At 59.1% G+C, this 17,710-nt stretch carries 15 protein-coding genes and 1 tRNA gene; 14 read left to right on the top strand and 2 right to left on the bottom strand.

Annotation, left to right across the window (positions count from 1 at the left end; genetic code table 11):
• The first annotated feature begins 216 nt into the window (after positions 1-216).
• The 14 genes from BBOU_RS06780 (at position 217) to BBOU_RS06715 (ending at position 14,481) form a co-directional block, all read left to right on the top strand.
• On the top strand, positions 217-1,050 hold the full coding sequence (locus tag BBOU_RS06780) for an EcsC family protein (RefSeq protein WP_081815435.1): 834 nt from the start codon (positions 217-219) through the stop codon (positions 1,048-1,050).
• A gap of 205 nt (positions 1,051-1,255) precedes the next feature.
• On the top strand, positions 1,256-1,939 hold the full coding sequence (locus BBOU_RS06775; protein WP_238552127.1) for an ECF transporter S component: 684 nt from the start codon (positions 1,256-1,258) through the stop codon (positions 1,937-1,939).
• A gap of 164 nt (positions 1,940-2,103) precedes the next feature.
• A tRNA-Ile gene (locus BBOU_RS06770) sits at positions 2,104-2,177 on the top strand.
• 142 nt (positions 2,178-2,319) lie between these two features.
• On the top strand, positions 2,320-2,532 hold the full coding sequence (rpmE, locus tag BBOU_RS06765; protein ID WP_026502301.1) for a 50S ribosomal protein L31: 213 nt from the start codon (positions 2,320-2,322) through the stop codon (positions 2,530-2,532).
• Between the two features lie 545 nt (positions 2,533-3,077).
• A complete protein-coding gene (gene prfA, locus BBOU_RS06760) occupies positions 3,078-4,196 on the top strand; it encodes a peptide chain release factor 1 (protein WP_026502300.1) in 1,119 nt (372 codons plus the stop codon).
• Between the two features lie 115 nt (positions 4,197-4,311).
• On the top strand, positions 4,312-5,208 hold the full coding sequence (gene prmC / locus BBOU_RS06755) for a peptide chain release factor N(5)-glutamine methyltransferase (RefSeq protein ID WP_051616584.1): 897 nt from the start codon (positions 4,312-4,314) through the stop codon (positions 5,206-5,208).
• Between the two features lie 86 nt (positions 5,209-5,294).
• The gene (locus BBOU_RS06750; RefSeq protein WP_026502298.1) at positions 5,295-5,954 is read left to right on the top strand and encodes an L-threonylcarbamoyladenylate synthase; all 660 of its coding nucleotides are present in this window, start codon (positions 5,295-5,297) and stop codon (positions 5,952-5,954) included.
• Positions 5,951-7,246 carry an MraY family glycosyltransferase gene (locus tag BBOU_RS06745; RefSeq protein WP_238552125.1) on the top strand — a complete coding sequence of 432 codons (1,296 nt, stop codon included), beginning with the start codon at positions 5,951-5,953 and terminating at the stop codon, positions 7,244-7,246. Before BBOU_RS06750 ends, BBOU_RS06745 begins: the two co-directional genes overlap by 4 nt.
• A gap of 116 nt (positions 7,247-7,362) precedes the next feature.
• Complete coding sequence (guaB, locus tag BBOU_RS06740) at positions 7,363-8,910, top strand: IMP dehydrogenase (protein ID WP_026502297.1); 1,548 nt, start codon at positions 7,363-7,365, stop codon at positions 8,908-8,910.
• 196 nt (positions 8,911-9,106) lie between these two features.
• Positions 9,107-10,735, top strand: a complete 1,629-nt coding sequence (locus tag BBOU_RS06735) for a sodium/proline symporter (RefSeq protein WP_026502296.1) — start codon at positions 9,107-9,109, stop codon at positions 10,733-10,735.
• Positions 10,736-10,847: 112 nt separating this feature from the next.
• On the top strand, positions 10,848-11,522 hold the full coding sequence (gene orn, locus BBOU_RS06730; RefSeq protein WP_026502295.1) for an oligoribonuclease: 675 nt from the start codon (positions 10,848-10,850) through the stop codon (positions 11,520-11,522).
• Positions 11,523-11,630: 108 nt separating this feature from the next.
• Positions 11,631-12,524: a Cof-type HAD-IIB family hydrolase gene (locus BBOU_RS06725; RefSeq protein ID WP_026502294.1), complete on the top strand. Its 894-nt coding sequence runs from the start codon at positions 11,631-11,633 to the stop codon at positions 12,522-12,524.
• On the top strand, positions 12,511-13,917 hold the full coding sequence (locus BBOU_RS06720) for a PIF1 family DEAD/DEAH box helicase (protein WP_026502293.1): 1,407 nt from the start codon (positions 12,511-12,513) through the stop codon (positions 13,915-13,917). Before BBOU_RS06725 ends, BBOU_RS06720 begins: the two co-directional genes overlap by 14 nt.
• A gap of 108 nt (positions 13,918-14,025) precedes the next feature.
• Positions 14,026-14,481: a hypothetical protein gene (locus BBOU_RS06715; protein WP_051616583.1), complete on the top strand. Its 456-nt coding sequence runs from the start codon at positions 14,026-14,028 to the stop codon at positions 14,479-14,481.
• 73 nt (positions 14,482-14,554) lie between these two features.
• Here the strand turns inward: BBOU_RS06715 and BBOU_RS06710 are convergent, their stop codons facing one another.
• Together BBOU_RS06710 and BBOU_RS06705 are read right to left on the bottom strand one after the other, a co-directional pair.
• Positions 14,555-16,483, bottom strand: coding sequence for a GH32 C-terminal domain-containing protein (locus BBOU_RS06710; protein WP_026502292.1), 1,929 nt, complete (start codon positions 16,481-16,483; stop codon positions 14,555-14,557).
• A gap of 165 nt (positions 16,484-16,648) precedes the next feature.
• Positions 16,649-17,710, bottom strand: a complete 1,062-nt coding sequence (locus BBOU_RS06705) for a LacI family DNA-binding transcriptional regulator (RefSeq protein ID WP_033490318.1) — start codon at positions 17,708-17,710, stop codon at positions 16,649-16,651.

Genomic DNA, 17,710 nt, shown 5'->3' with positions numbered 1-17,710 from the left:
ATAATAAGCACCGCGTTATTCTCATACACAGAAATTTCTATGCGTGGATCGCCCATTCCGGGGCTTCCCGCGGGGGTTATTGCGGGGGTATCTCGGGGCGGTTTTCGGCGTGTTTCAGCCAGAGTTTGGATTGTGCGGCTGATATTATGTGACCAATCGTCGTCACACGTTCCGTATGCAGGGTATGAGTGGAACGCTGAGAGAAGGAGACTTCCGATGGTGGATTTTGATTTTTCTGGTGTCCAACGGGCTTTCGAATCCGGTCTGTCTGCCGCCGCGGGGGCGGGGAAGCAAGTGTCGCGTGGCATCGGTGACGGTGCCGCCGCGGTCGCCCGAGCGGGGCAGGAAGTCGCGCACAATGTCGGCAATGGGGCGGCCAGTGTAGTTGATGCTGGAAAGAAAGCAATCGGAAAGACCCAAGAAGCGTTGTCTTCCGACCAGATAGTGGAGATTCTCGACACGTGCTATGGAAAAGCGATGGATGGTATTCCCCATGTGAGCGAATCAGTGGAAGACATGGTAAAGGATTACACATCCCGTTACTCAACTCCGCGTAAGGCCGCGGAGGCCCTGATTAATACGCAGATTCTTAAGTGCACCACCTCTGGGTTTCTGACGAGCCTGGGTGGTTTGATTACACTTCCTGTGGCTGTGCCAGCAAACTTGGGTACAGTCTGGTACTGTCAACTTCGCATGATTGCTGCTGTCGCGCAGATTGGTGGCTTTGATCCGCGAACAGATCAAGTGCAGACCATGACATACGTCTGCATGACGGGACAAGCCATGAGCGACGTGCTGAAAGATGTTGGCATTCAGTTCGGCGGCAAGCTTGCTACAAGCGCCGTGAAGAAAGTTCCGGGCAAGGCGTTGACGAAAATCAATCAGGCAGTTGGCTTCCGCCTGGTCACCAAATTCGGACAAAAGGGTGTTATCAACATAGGAGAACTCATCCCGGTCGTCGGCGGAGTAATCGGAGGTGGCGTCGATCTGGTCACCACCAAGGTCATCGCGGATAACGCGATGAAGATGTTCATCAACGAGCAGCAGTAACCGGGCTTCCCGGGAGAAATCGAGAACATGCCGAGGACATCTCGGGAACTGCCGAGAACGCGCCGGGAACACGCCGCATCGGGTTCCCGTTTGTGTGCATGCCCGCTACCATGGCATGTGGCGTTCCCGCCCGAGTCGCACAGGTCAAGGAACGCCCGAGTTCCGAGACAATACTGTGTGCGGCCATGAGGGACAGGAGAATCCCATGGGCAACTCTGCTCGCAATCAGGCCGATCTGGCCAAATCCACATATCCATCTTCCCAAGGCAACGGCACTGTGATTGCTGCGCATCCGGTTACGTTGCGCTGGACCACTGCCGATATCGCCGTCGGCGCCGCGCTCGGCGTCGCATGCGGGCTTGTGTTCTGGGGATTCAACTTCGCGTATCAGGCGATTTCGCCGGTGCTGGGCGCACTGCTGCCGGGCATCGCGAGTGTGCTGCATGCATTCTGGTATTTTTCCGGTCCTCTTGCATTGCTGATTATCCGCAAGCCTGGCGCTGCCGTGTATGTGAATCTGGTGGGTGCGGTCGCCGAGATGGTGTTCGGCAATAGTTTCGCGTTCAGTTTCGTGTTTATTTCCGCCGCACTGCAAGGCGTGTTCGCGGAGATTCCGTTCGCGCTGGCACGGTACCGCAAGTACAATCTGCCGCTGAGTATCGCTTCTGGATTGTGCGTGGCGCTTGAATACGGCTTCTATCTGCTGTTCTTCCGGTATCAGGGTGTCGCGTTGTTGAGCCCGCGCGGCATTGTCCATCTGATCAGTGAAGTGGTTGGCGGCGTGGTGTTCGCCGGCGTTATGAGCTGGTTCCTGTATTTGGCTATCGCGCGTACCGGCGCGCTTGACCGGTTCGCTTCGGGGCGTGCTATTCGCGGTCTGGCGGACTGATCCGCCTGTTGTTGGGGCGACCGGCTGATCGCACGATATCAAATCCTGTGATTTGGGGATCCCAAGCAATCCGCGCGATATCCGCATCTGTTTCTCGGAGCTCCGGATGCGGCGCGTGCGGTCAGGGGATTTGCTATATTGGATAAGTTGGTTTGCTCCAACGTGGGGCCTTAGCTCAGTCGGTTAGAGCATCGGACTCATAATCCGCTGGTCCACGGTTCAAGCCCGTGAGGCCCCACTTTTCTTGTGGTTTCGACGGTTAAGCTGACGGCATGTTTGGCGTGTCGTCGCCTGTGGCGCGTACAATACTCGAGGTTCCGGTTCACGCCCGCCATAGGGGCTGGCGACCCGGGTCCCCCGAATTCCATAGGAGACATACCATGAAGCAGGGCATTCATCCCGATTATCATGCCGTGCAGGTCACCTGCTCGTGCGGCAACACGTTTGTCACCCGTACCACCGCCCCTGGCGATCATATGACGGTTGACGTGTGCTCGAACTGCCACCCGTTCTACACCGGTAAGCAGAAGATTCTGGATACCGGCGGCCGCGTGGCTCGTTTCGAGAAGCGTTACGGCAAGCGCAGCAAGTAAGGCTTCTATCAACGCCAGTCTTCGGACTGGCGTTGTTGTTTTTCCGGCGTTTCGCGGCAATGGCGGCTCGCCGGTATTCGCATGCCGTGAGGTATCTCGCCGCGGTGTGACGGTTCGGTCACACGCCTGCGAGATAGCTCATGGTTTTCGTCATCTGGCCTCGGTATCGGTCTGTCGTGTGACGGTTCGGTCACACGACACCGTGATGTCGGAGGATTCTTGCTGTCCATGCGGGGTATCACCGTGCTATGCATCGATTCAGTCGCACACCTGCGAGATATCAGCGAGTTCTTCCCGGTTGTCGGCGGTATCGCCGTGCGGTGCGATGCTTCAGTCGCACGGCACCTGACTGGCATCCTGCAGTCCCGGTTACAACCACGCGAATACGTACCTTGGCTAAGCGTGACTATATGATAGTGAAGTTGAGCAAGATGAAGCGTGGTCACCGATGCGCGGCTGACCGTCGTCGTGGCGCTTATGGCACAGGGCTTGGCCGGGACGGTTGGAACCCGCGCGAACACGTATAACGGTAACGAGGAATAGTTATGGCACAGGATCCACAGGATCAGTTCCCCGCGGCGAAAACCGCAGTGGAGGAATATCACGACATCGAACGGCAGATGGCGCAGCCTGAGGTCGCGTCCGACCCCGACAAAATCCGTAAGCTTGGTCGCCGCCATGCTGAACTCGGTTCGATCGTTGCCGCGTACACCAAGTACCGTCAGATCAGTGACGATCTTGAGGCTGCCAGAGAGATGGCCTCGGAGGATGAGGATTTCGCCGCTGAGGCCAAGCGGCTTGAAGCTGAGCTGCCGAAGGCCGAGGAGGCGTTGCGCACCGCGCTGATCCCGCGCGACCCGGATGACGCCCGTGATGTGATCATGGAAATCAAGGCCGGTACCGGCGGCGAGGAGGCTGCACTGTTCGCCGGCGACCTGTTGCGCATGTACTTGAGGTATGCGGAAAAACGCGGCTGGTCCACCACCATCCAAAGCGAGAACACCACTGAGCTTGGCGGCGTCAAGGACGTCCAGCTCGCCATCCGCGCGAAAGGCACGCCCGCCCCGGAGGATGGTGTGTGGGCGAGCCTCAAATACGAGGGCGGCGTGCATCGCGTGCAGCGTATCCCTGTCACTGAATCGCAGGGGCGTATCCAGACGTCGGCCGCCGGCGTGATCGTTTTCCCCGAAGCGGATGACGATGATGATGAGATTGAAATCGACCCCAAAGATTTGAAGATTGATATTTTCATGAGTTCCGGTCCCGGCGGCCAGTCCGTGAACACCACGTATTCTGCGGTGCGCATGACCCACATTCCCACCGGCATCGTGGTGAGCATGCAGGATGAGAAGTCGCAGATCCAGAACCGTCAATCCGCGTTGCGCGTCCTGAAATCCCGCCTGCTGGCCATGAAGCATGAGCAGGAGGCGGCGGAGGCGGCGGATATGCGCCATTCCCAGGTCCGTTCGCTGGATCGTTCCGAACGCATCCGCACCTATAATTTCCCGGAAAACCGTATTGTCGACCATCGTACGAATTACAAGGCGTACAACCTTGACCAGGTGCTTGACGGCGACTTGCAGGCGGTGATTGACAGCGACATCCAGGCGGATGAGGCGGCGCGTCTCGAACAGCAGAAGCTTCATGGTGCTGACGCGTCCTGACCGGTAAGCTGCTTTCGGCAGCGGCGTCAACGGCTGCTGCCGAACTGTCAGGCATTCGCCGGCGTACAACATCGGCGGCACGGAACACATATACCGGAAGGGAGTTTTATCGCGCATGGGCATTGAATCACTCAGACACATGCTGGCCGAAGCGACCGGGAGGCTTAAGGACGCGGGTATCGAAACCGCCCGGTATGATGCCCGTCTGCTGTTCGCTGAAGCTTGTGGTATCAGCCCTCGCGATATCGATAAAGCTTTGGTCATGAGTGACAGTATCGATGTCACTGACGAGCAGCTTGCCGTGTTTCGTTCGATGATGGACCGTCGTGCTTCGCGTGAACCGTTACAGTATATTGTCGGCCATGTTCCTTTCCGTTATCTTGATGTGCAAGTCGGGCCGGGCGTGTTCATTCCCCGGCAGGAAACCGAAATCGTGGTGCAAGCTGGTATCGACTGGCTGACGCGTGAAGGCCTGTACGCCCCGAAGGTTGTGGATTTGTGTGCGGGCAGTGGCGCTATTGGCTTGTCCATTGTCACCGAAGTGCGTGGGGCTGAAGTATGGGCGGTGGAAAAATACCAGCAAACGCTTGAATGGACGAAACGCAATGCCAAACGTGTGGCGGACAAGGATCCGGCGGCAGGCTACAACTATCATCTCGAGGCGGGGGATGCCACGGATACCACAACGCTCGCGGCATTGAACGGCTCCATCGATTTGGTGGTCACGAATCCGCCGTACGTGCCGATGTCCCAGCCGCCGACCCAGCCTGAAGTGCGTGATTATGATCCGCAAGCCGCGTTGTATGGCGGTTCCGCTGACGGCACGCTGATTCCGGAGCGTATTATTCGTCGCGCTTTCGCCTTGTTGCGTGATGGCGGCGTATTGGTGCTTGAGCATGACATCACGCAGGCCGACCGTCTGCTCACGTACGCGTTGGCGAACGGTTTTTCGCAGGCGCGCACCGGGGCGGATTACACGTCACGTCCACGCTATCTGTTCGCTGTGAAGTAAACGGCATGACCGCGATGATTGCGGTCGGTCGCGTCAGACACGTCTGGACACGATGGTGCAATAGTGACGGAACAATCGGAGGTGTTATGGGCGAGGTTTGTACGGTCAACGAGGAGTCCATTGCGCGGGCGGCGCGAATTATCAAGCAGGGTGGCGTTGTCGTCATCCCCACGGATACGGTTTACGGTATTGCCTGTGACCCGTTCAACCAGCAGGCCATCGACCGTATTTACGCGTTGAAGCAGCGGCCGCGGTATAAGGCATTGCAGGTCATCATGGCTGATGTTGACGCGTTGGATGATTTGGGATTGTATCTTCCGGCGCCGTTGAACCGTTTGGCGGCCGCATTCCTGCCTGGGGCGTTCTCGCCGATCGCCATCGCCCAGGATGATTGCCGGTTGAAGACGATTCGCCGTGAATCCGATGGTCGTGCGACGCAAGGCATCCGTGTGCCTAACTCCGTGTTGACGCTGCGTATTTTGCGCGCGACAGGGCCTGTTGCGGCATCCAGCGCGAACCGTTCCGGCGATGAGAGCGCCCAGAGTATCGACGAAGCTGTCGCCGCGTTCGGCGATCAGGTGGATTTGTATCTTGACGGCGGCCCGACCCAGGGGCATGTCGCCAGTACGGTGGTTGCCGCTGATTCAACGGAGCGTGACGGCATCAGCATTCTGCGTGAGGGAGTGATCCCGCAAGCCGTTGTTCGCGAGGCATTGCATATCAACGGCGGGGGACTTGGCGCATGAGGGTATACCTGTTCATTGCCGCGGTCGCTGGTGGTGCCACGTGGCTGGTTACTCCGCTGATCCGTCATCTTGCTATCCGTATCGGAGCGGTCGGCAAGGTGCGTGCACGTGACGTGCACACCATCCCTACTCCGCGTATGGGCGGCCTCGGCATGCTGGTCGGCTTCGTGGTCGCTATGCTGTTCGCCAGCCATATTCCGTTTATTTCCGGCTTGTTTACCGCCAATCAGCAGGCTTGGGTGGTGTTGGCGGGCGCCGTGATGATTTGTCTGCTGGGTATGGCCGATGATTTGTGGGATCTTGACTGGATGCTGAAAATGGCGGGCCAGCTGCTGATTTCCGTATTCGTGGCCTGGGGCGGCTTGCAGATTATTTCGCTGCCGTTGGGGTCGTTGGTGACGGCTTCGCCGACATTGTCCATGGCGATTACCGCGTTTTTGATTGTCGCGTCGATTAACGCGGTGAATTTTGTGGACGGCTTGGACGGGCTTGCCGCCGGTATCGTCGCTATCGGCGGTATCGCGTTTGGTTTGTATTCGTATGTGCTTGCCCGTTCTTCGCCGAGTTATGCGTCTATGGCCACGCTGATTGACGTGGCGTTGGTTGGTATTTGTGTGGGTTTCCTGTTGCATAATTGGCATCCGGCGAAACTGTTCATGGGGGATTCCGGGTCGATGCTGCTCGGGTATCTTATTACGTGCGCATCTATTGTCATGACCGGTCATCTTGATCCTGCTTCGATTCACACGAGCGTGTACGTGCCGGTGTTCATGCCGATTTTGCTGCCGATTCTCGTGCTGTTCCTGCCGGTGCTCGACATGTGTTTGGCGATTGTCCGCCGCTTAAGCAAAGGACAGTCGCCGATGCACCCTGACCGTATGCACTTGCACCACCGGATGCTGAAGATCGGCCATTCCGTCCAAGGAGCGGTCTTGATTTTGTGGGGGTGGGCGGCGCTTATCTCTTTCGGGTCGATTATGATCCTGTTCTTCGATGTGCGGTATGTCGTCATTGGTTTCCTGTGTGCTGCGGCGGTGTTGACTGTGCTTACCATGCTGCCGTACCTGCGCCATCGTATCCCTGAGATTATCGAGGAGGATGCGGTGTACGACAAACATCATGCCGCGCAGCATGTCAGTCCCGCGCAGGGCGGCAGTCGGGTGGAAGGCCAAGATGACAGCGCCGTCGCCTCCGACTCTTCGCGCGTGGCGGACCATCAGGATGTCGCTGTGGAGCGTCCGATATCTGAACCTCCGGCACCCCCAGTGCAACACACCGCGAAACGCGCATAATTCCGCGGCTTTCCCGTATTGCGTGTTGCCGATGGTGGCGTGGGGGGTAATCTGGCTTGGTCTCATATGGCTGTGTTCGCGTGTCGCAAGTCAGGTCACGACCTTATAGTGTGGATATGGCTTCAAATTTTGATACGCAAGCGCAAGCATATGCTCCTGTCCCTCCTATCTTCGCCAAGCTCGGCCTCGCGTATGACGATGTGCTCCTGCTTCCGAACGCGACGGATGTGATTCCGTCCGAAGTCGATACCACCACCCATCTCACTCGTGAGATCACCATGAAGACCCCGGCGATTTCCGCGGCCATGGATACTGTCACCGAATCCGATATGGCCATCGCCATGGCGCGTAACGGTGGCATCGGCGTGCTTCACCGTAACCTGTCCATTGACGACCAGGCCGCTCAGGTCGATATCGTCAAGCGCAGCGAATCCGGCATGATCACCGACCCGTTGACCGTGAACCCGGAAGTCTCACTCGCCGATCTTGACAAGCTGTGCGGCAAGTTCCACATTTCCGGCCTGCCGGTTGTGGACAAGGACAACAAGCTCGTCGGCATCATCACCAACCGTGATATGCGGTTCATTCCCTCCGAGGATTATGACCGTCTCGAAGTCAAGGACGTGATGACCAAGGATCACCTGATCACCGGTCCGTCCAACATTTCCAAGGAAGACGCGCATCATCTGCTCGCCAAGTACAAGGTCGAGAAGCTGCCGCTCGTGGACAACGAGGGCCATCTGACCGGTCTGATCACCGTCAAGGACTTCGTGAAGACCGAGCAGTATCCGGATGCCACGAAGGACGACCAGGGCCGTCTGCGTGTGGCTGCCGGCATCGGCTTCTTCGGTGACGCCTGGCAGCGTGCCTCCGCGCTGATGGAAGCCGGTGTCGACGTGCTCGTCGTGGACACCGCCAACGGTGAAGCCCGTCTGGCGCTTGATATGATCCGTCGTCTCAAGGCCGACAAGGCGTTCAACGGCGTGCAGATCATCGGCGGCAATATCGCGACCCGTGAAGGTGCCCAGGCTATGATCGATGCCGGTGCGGACGCGGTCAAGGTCGGCGTCGGCCCGGGCTCCATCTGCACCACCCGCGTGGTCGCCGGTGTCGGTGTCCCGCAGCTGACCGCCGTCTACGAGGCCGCCCAGGCGTGCAAGGCCGCGGGCGTGCCGTGCATCGCTGACGGTGGCATCCACTATTCGGGCGATATCGCCAAGGCGCTGGTGGCCGGCGCGAGCACTGTCATGCTTGGCGGCGTGCTCGCAGGCTGCGAGGAAGCCCCGGGCGAGAAGGTTCTGCTGCACGGCAAGCAGTACAAGCTGTACCGCGGCATGGGCTCGCTGGGCGCCATGGCTCCGCGAGGCAAGAAGTCCTACTCCAAGGATCGTTACTTCCAAGCTGATGTCACCAGCAACGACAAGGTCGTGCCGGAAGGCGTCGAAGGCGAAGTCCCGTATCGTGGCCCGCTCAACGCCGTCCTCTACCAGCTGATCGGCGGCCTGCACCAGTCGATGTTCTACGTCGGTGCGCACAACATCAAGGAGCTGCAGGAGCGTGGCCGTTTCATCCGCATCACCGACGCGGGTCTGCGTGAATCCCATCCGCATGACATCGTCATGACTGCGGAAGCGCCGAACTACTCCGGCTTCCACAACAACTGATGTCCTGACAGCCCTCGGGTGTGATTCCGCGGCTGTTGCTGGATTGCAAGGCGGCCGCCCTGTTGCCATGCGCATCAGAGCGGCCGCCTTCTTGGTACTGAGACCAACGAAAGAGACCAGCGAAAGGCGTCTGTCCGCTTTGTGCTTCCTGCCCGGCAGTGGTTGACGCCGTCGTCATGATTGAGAGAAGAAGGTTATGGTCGCCAAAGACTTTTGGGTATTGTTCGCCATGGTGCTGTATTTCGCCGCCATGCTGTCCATCGGGTTTGCTTATTCGAAACGTTCGAACTCCTCGGCGAAACAGTATTTCGCGGGTGGTCGCGGGGTCGGCCCGTGGCTGACGGCGTTGAGCGCCGAGGCTTCCGATATGAGCGGTTGGCTGCTCATGGGCTTGCCGGGTCTCGCGTATTTCACGGGCGCGGCCGACGCCATGTGGACGGCGATCGGTCTGGCCATCGGTACGTATCTTAACTGGAAGCTTGTGGCGCGTCGTCTTCGCCGGTATTCCGTGGTGGCGGGCGACGCCATCACCGTGCCGGATTTCTTCTCCAAACGTTTCCACGACAAGAAGAACGTTATTTCCACGATTGCGGCCATCATCATCCTTATCTTCTTCTGCGTGTACGTGGGTAGCTGCTTCGTGACGGTCGGCAAGCTGTTTTCCACGCTGTTCGGCTGGGATTACCATCTGACCATGGTGATCGGCGCCGCCGTCGTGTTCGCCTACACGCTGATCGGCGGCTACCTGTCCGTTGTGGTCACCGACTTCATCCAAGGCATGCTCATGTTCTTCGCGCTTGCCGTCGTGTTCATCGGCTCGGTCGCCTCGGTCGGTGGCGTGGACAATACCGTCACCTTCCTGCGCGGTATTCCTGGCTTCCTCGACGGGACACATCTGGCGACGCCGGTGCTCAATGCCATGGGCGAACAAATCGTGCGTGATGGCAAGGCGGTATTCGGCGCCCCGACGGATTACGGCATCATCACCATCATCTCCATGCTCGCTTGGGGTCTGGGATACTTCGGCATGCCGCAAGTGCTGGTGCGGTTCCTGTCGATCCGCAGCTCCGAGGAGATCCGCAAATCCCGGATCATCGCCACCACGTGGTGCGTGATTTCGCTTGCGTGCGGCGTGTGCATCGGTCTTGCGGGACGCGCGATGATGCCCACCCAGTTCGGCACCCAGGCTGCCGCCGAGAACATTTTCATCGTGATCGCCCAAGCGCTGCTGCCGAGTTTCCTGTGCGGCATTGTGGTGTCCGGCATTTTCGCCGCATCCATGAGTTCCTCCTCGTCCTATCTCATCATCGGTGCAAGTGCGGTGGGTGAGAACATCTACCGTGGTGTCATCAACCGCAAGGCGACGGACAAGCAGGTGATGATGGTGGCACGCGCCACGCTGCTGGTCATGTTCCTCTTCGGTATTTTCGTGGCGTTCGATCAGAATTCCTCGATCTTCCAGGTTGTCTCCTACGCGTGGGCCGGTTTGGGCGCTTCCTTCGGCCCGTTGATGCTGCTGTCCTTGTACTGGCGTCGCACCAACAAATACGGTGCGATCGCCGGCATGCTCGGCGGTACGGCCATGGTGCTCATTTGGCATAACCTCATCAAGCCGTTGGGCGGAGTGTTCGCCATCTACGAGCTGCTGCCCGCGTTCATCGTCTCCCTGCTGCTCATCGTCATCGTCTCGCTGCTCACCCCGGCCCCCGAAGCCGCCGTACTGCACGAGTTCGACCACTATCTTGACGATCCCGCCGACCGTAAGGTCGATGACGATCTGGTCGCGGCCGAGATCCACGCCGCCGAAGAACGATCGAATATCTGATACCACCGGTATCTCCTGCCCCCGCGGTAACCTGAGAGGTCCTGTCCGCGGGGGCATCGCATACGCCCCGGCGGGGACGTGACCGCAACCACGCAAAGAAAGAGGCACGCAAATGGTAGATGCACATGATGCGGAAACCTATACCGCACAAGGCTCACGCATGATCTGGATTGACTGCGAAATGACCGGACTGGATATTTTCCATGACGAGCTGTGCGAGGTATCCGTCGTCCCCACCGATTTCGATCTCAATGTGCTCGACGAAGGTGTGGATTATGTCATCAAGCCGTCCGACGCTGCCGTCGCTCACATGAATGATTTCGTGCGCGCCATGCACACCCGTTCCGGCCTGATCAACGAATGGGAGCATGGCCTGAGCCTTGAAGAGGCCGAGCGCAAGGTGACCGAGTATGTCGCACGGTTCACCCCGGACGGAGTCAAGCCGCTGCTTGCCGGCAACTCCGTCGGCTCCGACAAGAAATTCCTCGACCGGTACATGCCCGCCCTCATGGAGCATCTGCATTACCGGGTCATTGATGTGAGCACCATCAAGGAACTCACCCGACGCTGGTACCCGGACGTCTACCGCAACCGTCCGGCGAAGAACGGCGGCCACCGTGCGCTTGCCGATATCATCGAATCCATCGACGAGCTGCGTTATTACCGCGATATGCTGTTCGTCCCGACCCCAGGCCCGGACGCCGAAGCGGCACAGGTGGGTGCTCGCCATATCGAAGCAACCAGTCTGCTGCGTACCTACGAGAAGAACGGCAACGCTCTCGAGTAACGAGCGAGCAACAGTGGCGAGGAATCCTGTCCGGCAGCCATCGGACACGTTGCCGGCATGCATCGGCCGCATTGCAATCGGCCATACCACAATGTGAAAGGACCAAGCATGAGCGCGACGCGATGGACCGCATCCACACCACTTCCTGCTGATATCGCCATGGTTGTCGCCGATATGGACGGCACACTGCTTGACGGCGACGGCCGTATCCCGGAGGGATTCTGGCCGCTACTGGAGCGCATGCAACGTGCGGGCATTGAATTCGTGCCGGCGAGTGGACGGCAGATTTTCACTTTGCGTGACATGTTCGGCGACGCCATGCCATCCGGTTCGTTCATCGCGGAAAACGGTAATCTTGTGGTGGCGAACGGGCGGACGGTCAGCGTGACCGCGCTTCCTGCGGATGCGGTGGTACGGATGATCGATCTGCTTGCCGGTGCCAGCCTGCCTCACGGCCATGACGTTGGCATGGTGATTTGCGGGGAGCGCAGCGCGTACATCAATCGCAAGGATGCACCTTTCGTGGATGAATGCCGCAAGTATTATCACCGTCTTACCTTCCTTGACGACCTGCACGGGGCGGTGAGCGGCCCTGACGCCGACCGGATCCTCAAAGTGGCGGTCTTCGATTTCGGCGATGTGCGCGTACCGTCAGACCGCCTGTTCGCCCCGCTGCGCGATCAATACCAAGTGGTTGTCTCGGGCGCGCATTGGGTGGATATCATGGATGCGCATACCGACAAACGTCGTGGAGTGGTCGCGTTGCAAGAACAGTTGGGCATCACACCCGCACAGACCATGGTGTTCGGTGATTATCTCAACGACTTGCAGATGCTTGGGGCAGGGGAGTGGTCCTTCGCCATGGCCAACGCCTACCCTGATCTGCTTCAGGAGGCACGATTCATCGCCCCCGCGAACACGGACCACGGCGTCCTGCACGTCATCGAAACGATGCTTGCTGCCCGGGAGCGACAGGAAAGGCCATCACATGCGGCAAACTGACGCGCTACGAATCCTCAACGCGGGAGCCAACGTGTTCCTCACCGGCGCCCCGGGGGCTGGCAAAACCTACGTGCTCAACCAATTCGTCAAGCAAGCAAGACAGCGTGGGGCGTCCGTCGCGGTCACCGCGTCCACTGGTATCGCGGCCACACATCTGAACGGGCAGACCATCCACTCCTGGAGCGGTGTCGGTGTCGCACAAGTCATGACCGATACGCTGCTCAAACAAATCAAAACGCGACGCGGCAAACGCATCCGTGCCACCGATATCCTCGTCATTGACGAAATCTCCATGATGCACGCCTGGCTGTTCGACATGGTCGACCAGGCGTGCCGCGCCGTACGCCGCAGCTCGGAACCTTTCGGCGGGCTCCAAGTGGTCATGTCCGGCGACCTGTTCCAACTGCCCCCAGTGTCCAACACCCGGCGTGACCGCGAGCTTGTCGCTCCGCCGCCCGAACTGGTCGCCATGCGCGAGCGTTACGCGAAAGCTGGACGCAACCCGAACGGATTCGTCACCGAATCCCTGATTTGGCCCGAACTCAATCCCGTCGTATGCTACCTGACCGAACAGCATCGCCAAGACACCGGCCAACTGCTTGACGTGCTCACCGATATTCGGCAAGGAACCGTCACCGACACCGACCGTCAGGCGCTCGACACCCGGATCGGCGTGGAACCCGCCGGGGACGATGTCGCCATCAGCCTGTACCCCAACAACCGGCAAGCCGACGCGCTGAATGACAGCAAACTCGCCCAAATCAACGAGCCGGAACACCGTTTCGAAGCCGAATCGTCAGGACAAGTGTCTCTCATCAAACGCCTCAAAAGCACCATGCTCGCGCCTGAAATGCTCAGCCTCAAAGTCGGAGCCGCGGTTATGGCCCTACGCAACGACACCAACCAGCAGTACGTCAACGGGTCGCTTGGCACCGTGGTGGATTTCGTATCCACCACAGAAGGCGAATACCCCATGGTCGACTTCGAAAACGGACACACTGTCATCATGCAACCTGCGGCATGGGAGATGATGGACGGAGAAACCGTGCTCGCATCCGTCAAACAAGTCCCATTACGTTGTGCGTGGGCGATCACCATCCACAAATCGCAAGGCATGACCCTCGACCGAGCCCGCATGGACCTGCGCCGCACCTTCGCCCCAGGCATGGGATACGTGGCGCTCTCCCGCGTCGAATCCATGGACGGGCTATACCTAGACGGCATCAACGAACGCGCGTTCCTTGTTTCGCCTGAAGCTGTCAGGCTGGACGGTATTCTGCGCGAGCGCTCGCAGATGGCTGAGCGGGAGCTTGCCGAACATGGCGACGAGGCATTCAGCCGCACAGCATTGCGGCAAGAGGAGGATGAATTCGCCCAAGGCGACCTGTTCTGACATCATGCGCACGTCGCTACCGGCATTCCGAGATGGTGTGACTACACTGGAAGGTATCGCAACGCCCGATTCACTGACGAGCCGGGCGGTATCGCAAGGAGGTTTGCCATGAAGAAGTCAACCGTGGTATCCGTCGCCGGGCTGCTGGTCATGTTCGTCGCCTTTGTCCTCTTCCAGACGAGGCCGATTGTACTGTTCGGCACGCTCAAACTCACTGATGTGCTTACCATCGCGGGCGGGCTTATGTTCATCATCCCCGTGTATCGTGATTCTGTGCAACGCAAAAGCGCTGACAACGCCCCGAATCCGACTCTCTGGTCGACTTTGCCGCCGATTGGTATGGCCGTGGTGGTTGCCGGCATCCTACTGCCGAACAGCGTGACCTTCTTTCACCTGTTCTCGCTGCCGGACCTGTTCTATCTGGTCGGGTGCCTCATGATGCTGCCGATTTTCCTGTACCCGATGAACGGGTTGGAACGTGCCGGCCTTGAGGAAACCGTCGAGGAAGAGGTCGACGAGGCGGCGAGCAGCCCTGCGACAGGCGACACGAAGCAACCCAGATAATACGCAACACCTTCTGCCGACGCTGAGAGCGATGTCAGCGTCGGCAGAAGGTAGAATGAGTTACCGGTTTGGGTCACCAGATGGTGCTGAGCGTGTTCACCTTGCACGCGGTGACATTGCCCTGGGCCTCGAGCTTCATCCGCACCTGCGGCTCACCGGCCTGGAACAGCATGGTTCCCGCTGCCTCGCCGTCATTGAGGAACACTTCGGCGACCTGATGGTCGAAGAACACCTCGATGTGGCGCACATCGTGAATCCCGCTGTCATAGGTGTTCTTGTCGAAATCACCTTGCCCACTCGTCGCCAGACGGGTCACTCCGTCACGACGCACCAAGCGCAGGCTTTCCGGCGTGCTGCCGTTGGTGTTGCGGTTCTCGGCGATCGTCAGAGTGAAGTCGGCGTCGTCATTCAGCGTGATATCCGCGTAATACGAGTCGTTCGGGCATGTCGCAGACCACTGCTTGACATTCGATGTGGTGCTGTTGGCGGTGTCGATCTGGATTGGGGTGCCGACCAGCTGATCGTACACTTCCTTGATCGGCTTGCCGACCAGACGGTCGTTGACGACGTGGAGTTCGCGCGGCAGCGACATGATGCCGTTGGCGCGGCAGGGTCCTTCCCGACGGACGCCGGCATGGTCGACGATCCATGCGATGACGATACGGCGGTCGTGGTCATCGCGGAAGCTTTGTGTCGCATAGTATCCAAGACCGAAGTCGATCCAATCGCTGGATGTTACGGTCAGACGCGGTGCCTTCCCGTCATCGTTGAGATCGCCCACATACCAACGGACCGGCTGGAAACCGCCCTCTGCGGTGCGGTAGTGCATCAGCGCTCCGCAGGCGACTGTGCGGTTGTCAAGCGCGAACATATCCGGGCACTCGTAGGTACGGGAGACCTGATGACCGAAATCAGCGAGGACCGGTCCCTCATACTGCCACACAGAGTTGCGGTGCAGCGGCAGGGCGGTGGAGAACAGCGTCATGACAGGCACGGTCGTCTGGTTTTCCTGCGCTTCACCCGGCTTGCCCATCGGGTAGGTGGCGAACCAGCCGGCGGTGGATGCGCGGCTGATGCCGGCATCGGCATTCTGGTCGAATTCGTCGACCGGCTGGTTGGTGGCGGTCACAATCCATGCGCGTCCGTTGTGCGTTGCGTTCAGCGGCAGGTTGGTTTCGATCTTCGGATCGCGGAAATCCAGCCCGGTCGTCGGCGTCGGCCGGGTGATCCATGGCGTTTCCACCTCGAAGTGAATGCCGTCATGGCTCAGGCAGGTCGTCTGGTATTCTTCGACGGAATGCTCATCGCCGCGGGTTTCAGTGTGGCGAGTGAGTACAAAGCGGATGGCATCGGCATCTTCACCCTTGCACGGGTAGCCGTCGTTGTTCACGGTGATGGCTGAGCCGGAGAACGCGCCGCCGGTCAGTGTATGGTCTGTGGCGAACTCAGGCTGCGGTTCCAGTACGATCGGCATATGCGTCCAATGCACCAGGTCCCGGCTCACCGCGTGCCCCCAGTGCATGCAGTCCCAGCCCCATCCGTACGGGTTGAACTGGAAGAACAGGTGGTAGCGGCCCTTGAATTCGCACAAGCCGTTCGGATCGTTCATCCAGCGTGCGATCGGCTCGAAATGCGATCCAGTGCGTTCCGGCTGACGGTAGATGGCCGCCGTGGTGGGCAGCGTATCCCATTGTGCGAAATCCGGATCGAGATTGACGTACTGAATGCCCTTGTCGAGATCATCGTCGCTTTCGCTCAGATAGCCGAAACGGCAGACCGCTTGATTGATACTGATGTCGAGGTCAGTGCCGGCGGGCACGTCGAACTGGAAATGGTGACGGTTTTCGTTCTTCGGCATGACCGCGTATGCAATGGTGGCTCCATCGCTGGGGCGGGACAAGCTGATTGATGCCAGCTCGTCCGTGCGTTCGACGAACAGGTCGAGATGGGTGTAGTCGCCGGTGGCGATACGCGCGCTGGCGGTGTTGGTAGGGGGAAGCATGATGCTCCTTTGCAATGGTGGTTGTTGGTTGAAAATTGGTGGGTTGCCGCGGGCATGGCCGGTTATGGGCGGATGCCACGACGTGCGGCGGTGGCCTCGACGATGGGCTTATACAGCTCGTCCGGTTTGCTTGGGCTGGTTCCGGTCAGTGCTTTTGGTCTGCCGTCACTCGTTCCCGTGAGCTGCGTGTTGGACGGAGTCCCGCTCGATGATTGAACCATGCATTGTCGTGAATGTATCGTCGGTGTCGAAGGATGAGCGAAACATCTGGTCGGGCTTGATGTCCGGCTTGTCTCGCTGTTCGATCATCGCCACGAGCTGGCAGACCGCTTCGAAGCCCATCTCATAATGCGGCAATTCGATGGTGGTCAGTCCTGGGCGTAACGCGTCGGTGATATTCGGCAGGTTGTCGACGCTGACGATCGAGATGTCTTTGCCGATCGTCATGCCCAATTCATTCGCCGCGGCGTAGATGGACGAAGCTCGGACGTCATTGAAGCAGAACACACCGTCAGGTGCGGCGACTTTCAGCAAGTCGACGGCCCGTTCATCGGCGTTCTGGTGTTCCGTCGCTCTCACAATCAGCTGCGGATCATCGTTCATACCGGCATCGTGCAGCGCCTTGCGATACCCTGCCAGGCGCTGCGGCTGGGCGATGATTCCTGATTCTGAGCCGAAATACGCAATCCTTCGGCAACCCGCCTTGATGAGCCGGTTGGTCGCGTCATAGCCGATGCCGAATTCATCAGGGTAGATCGACGGCAAATCATGGTTCGCATCCTCGGCATCGACCACAACGGTCGGCATGGAACGCAGGGCCGAAGGAACGTCCACGACGCGATGGTACATGAACGCGTATAGGAAGCCATCGGCGTGGTAACGCTTGAGTGTCGCGATTTCCTGCCGTTCCAGCGACTTGTCGTTGTTCGTGTTCATGGAGATGAGGATGTAGCCCAGTTTGCGGGCGGCTTCCTGCGCTCCGAGCATGATACGCACTGCGAAAGGCGTGGTGATGATCTCGTCGGTGACGAAGCCCAAGGTGTGCGACTTGTTGGTTTTCAGCGTCCGTGCGAGCATATTCGGCTCATAGTGGAGTGATGCCGCGGTTTCACGGATATGCTCAGCAGTGGTGTCACTCACGCGATTCTTGTACTTGCCGTTGAGGACGAGGGATACAGCGCAGACGGAGACACCTGCCTGTTTGGCGATATCTTTGAGAGATACCAT

Source organism: Bifidobacterium boum, from assembly GCF_000741535.1.
Lineage (GTDB): Bacteria > Actinomycetota > Actinomycetes > Actinomycetales > Bifidobacteriaceae > Bifidobacterium > Bifidobacterium boum.
The sequence above is the reverse complement of the archived record's forward strand: the minus strand, read 5'-3'. Positions and strand labels throughout refer to the sequence as shown.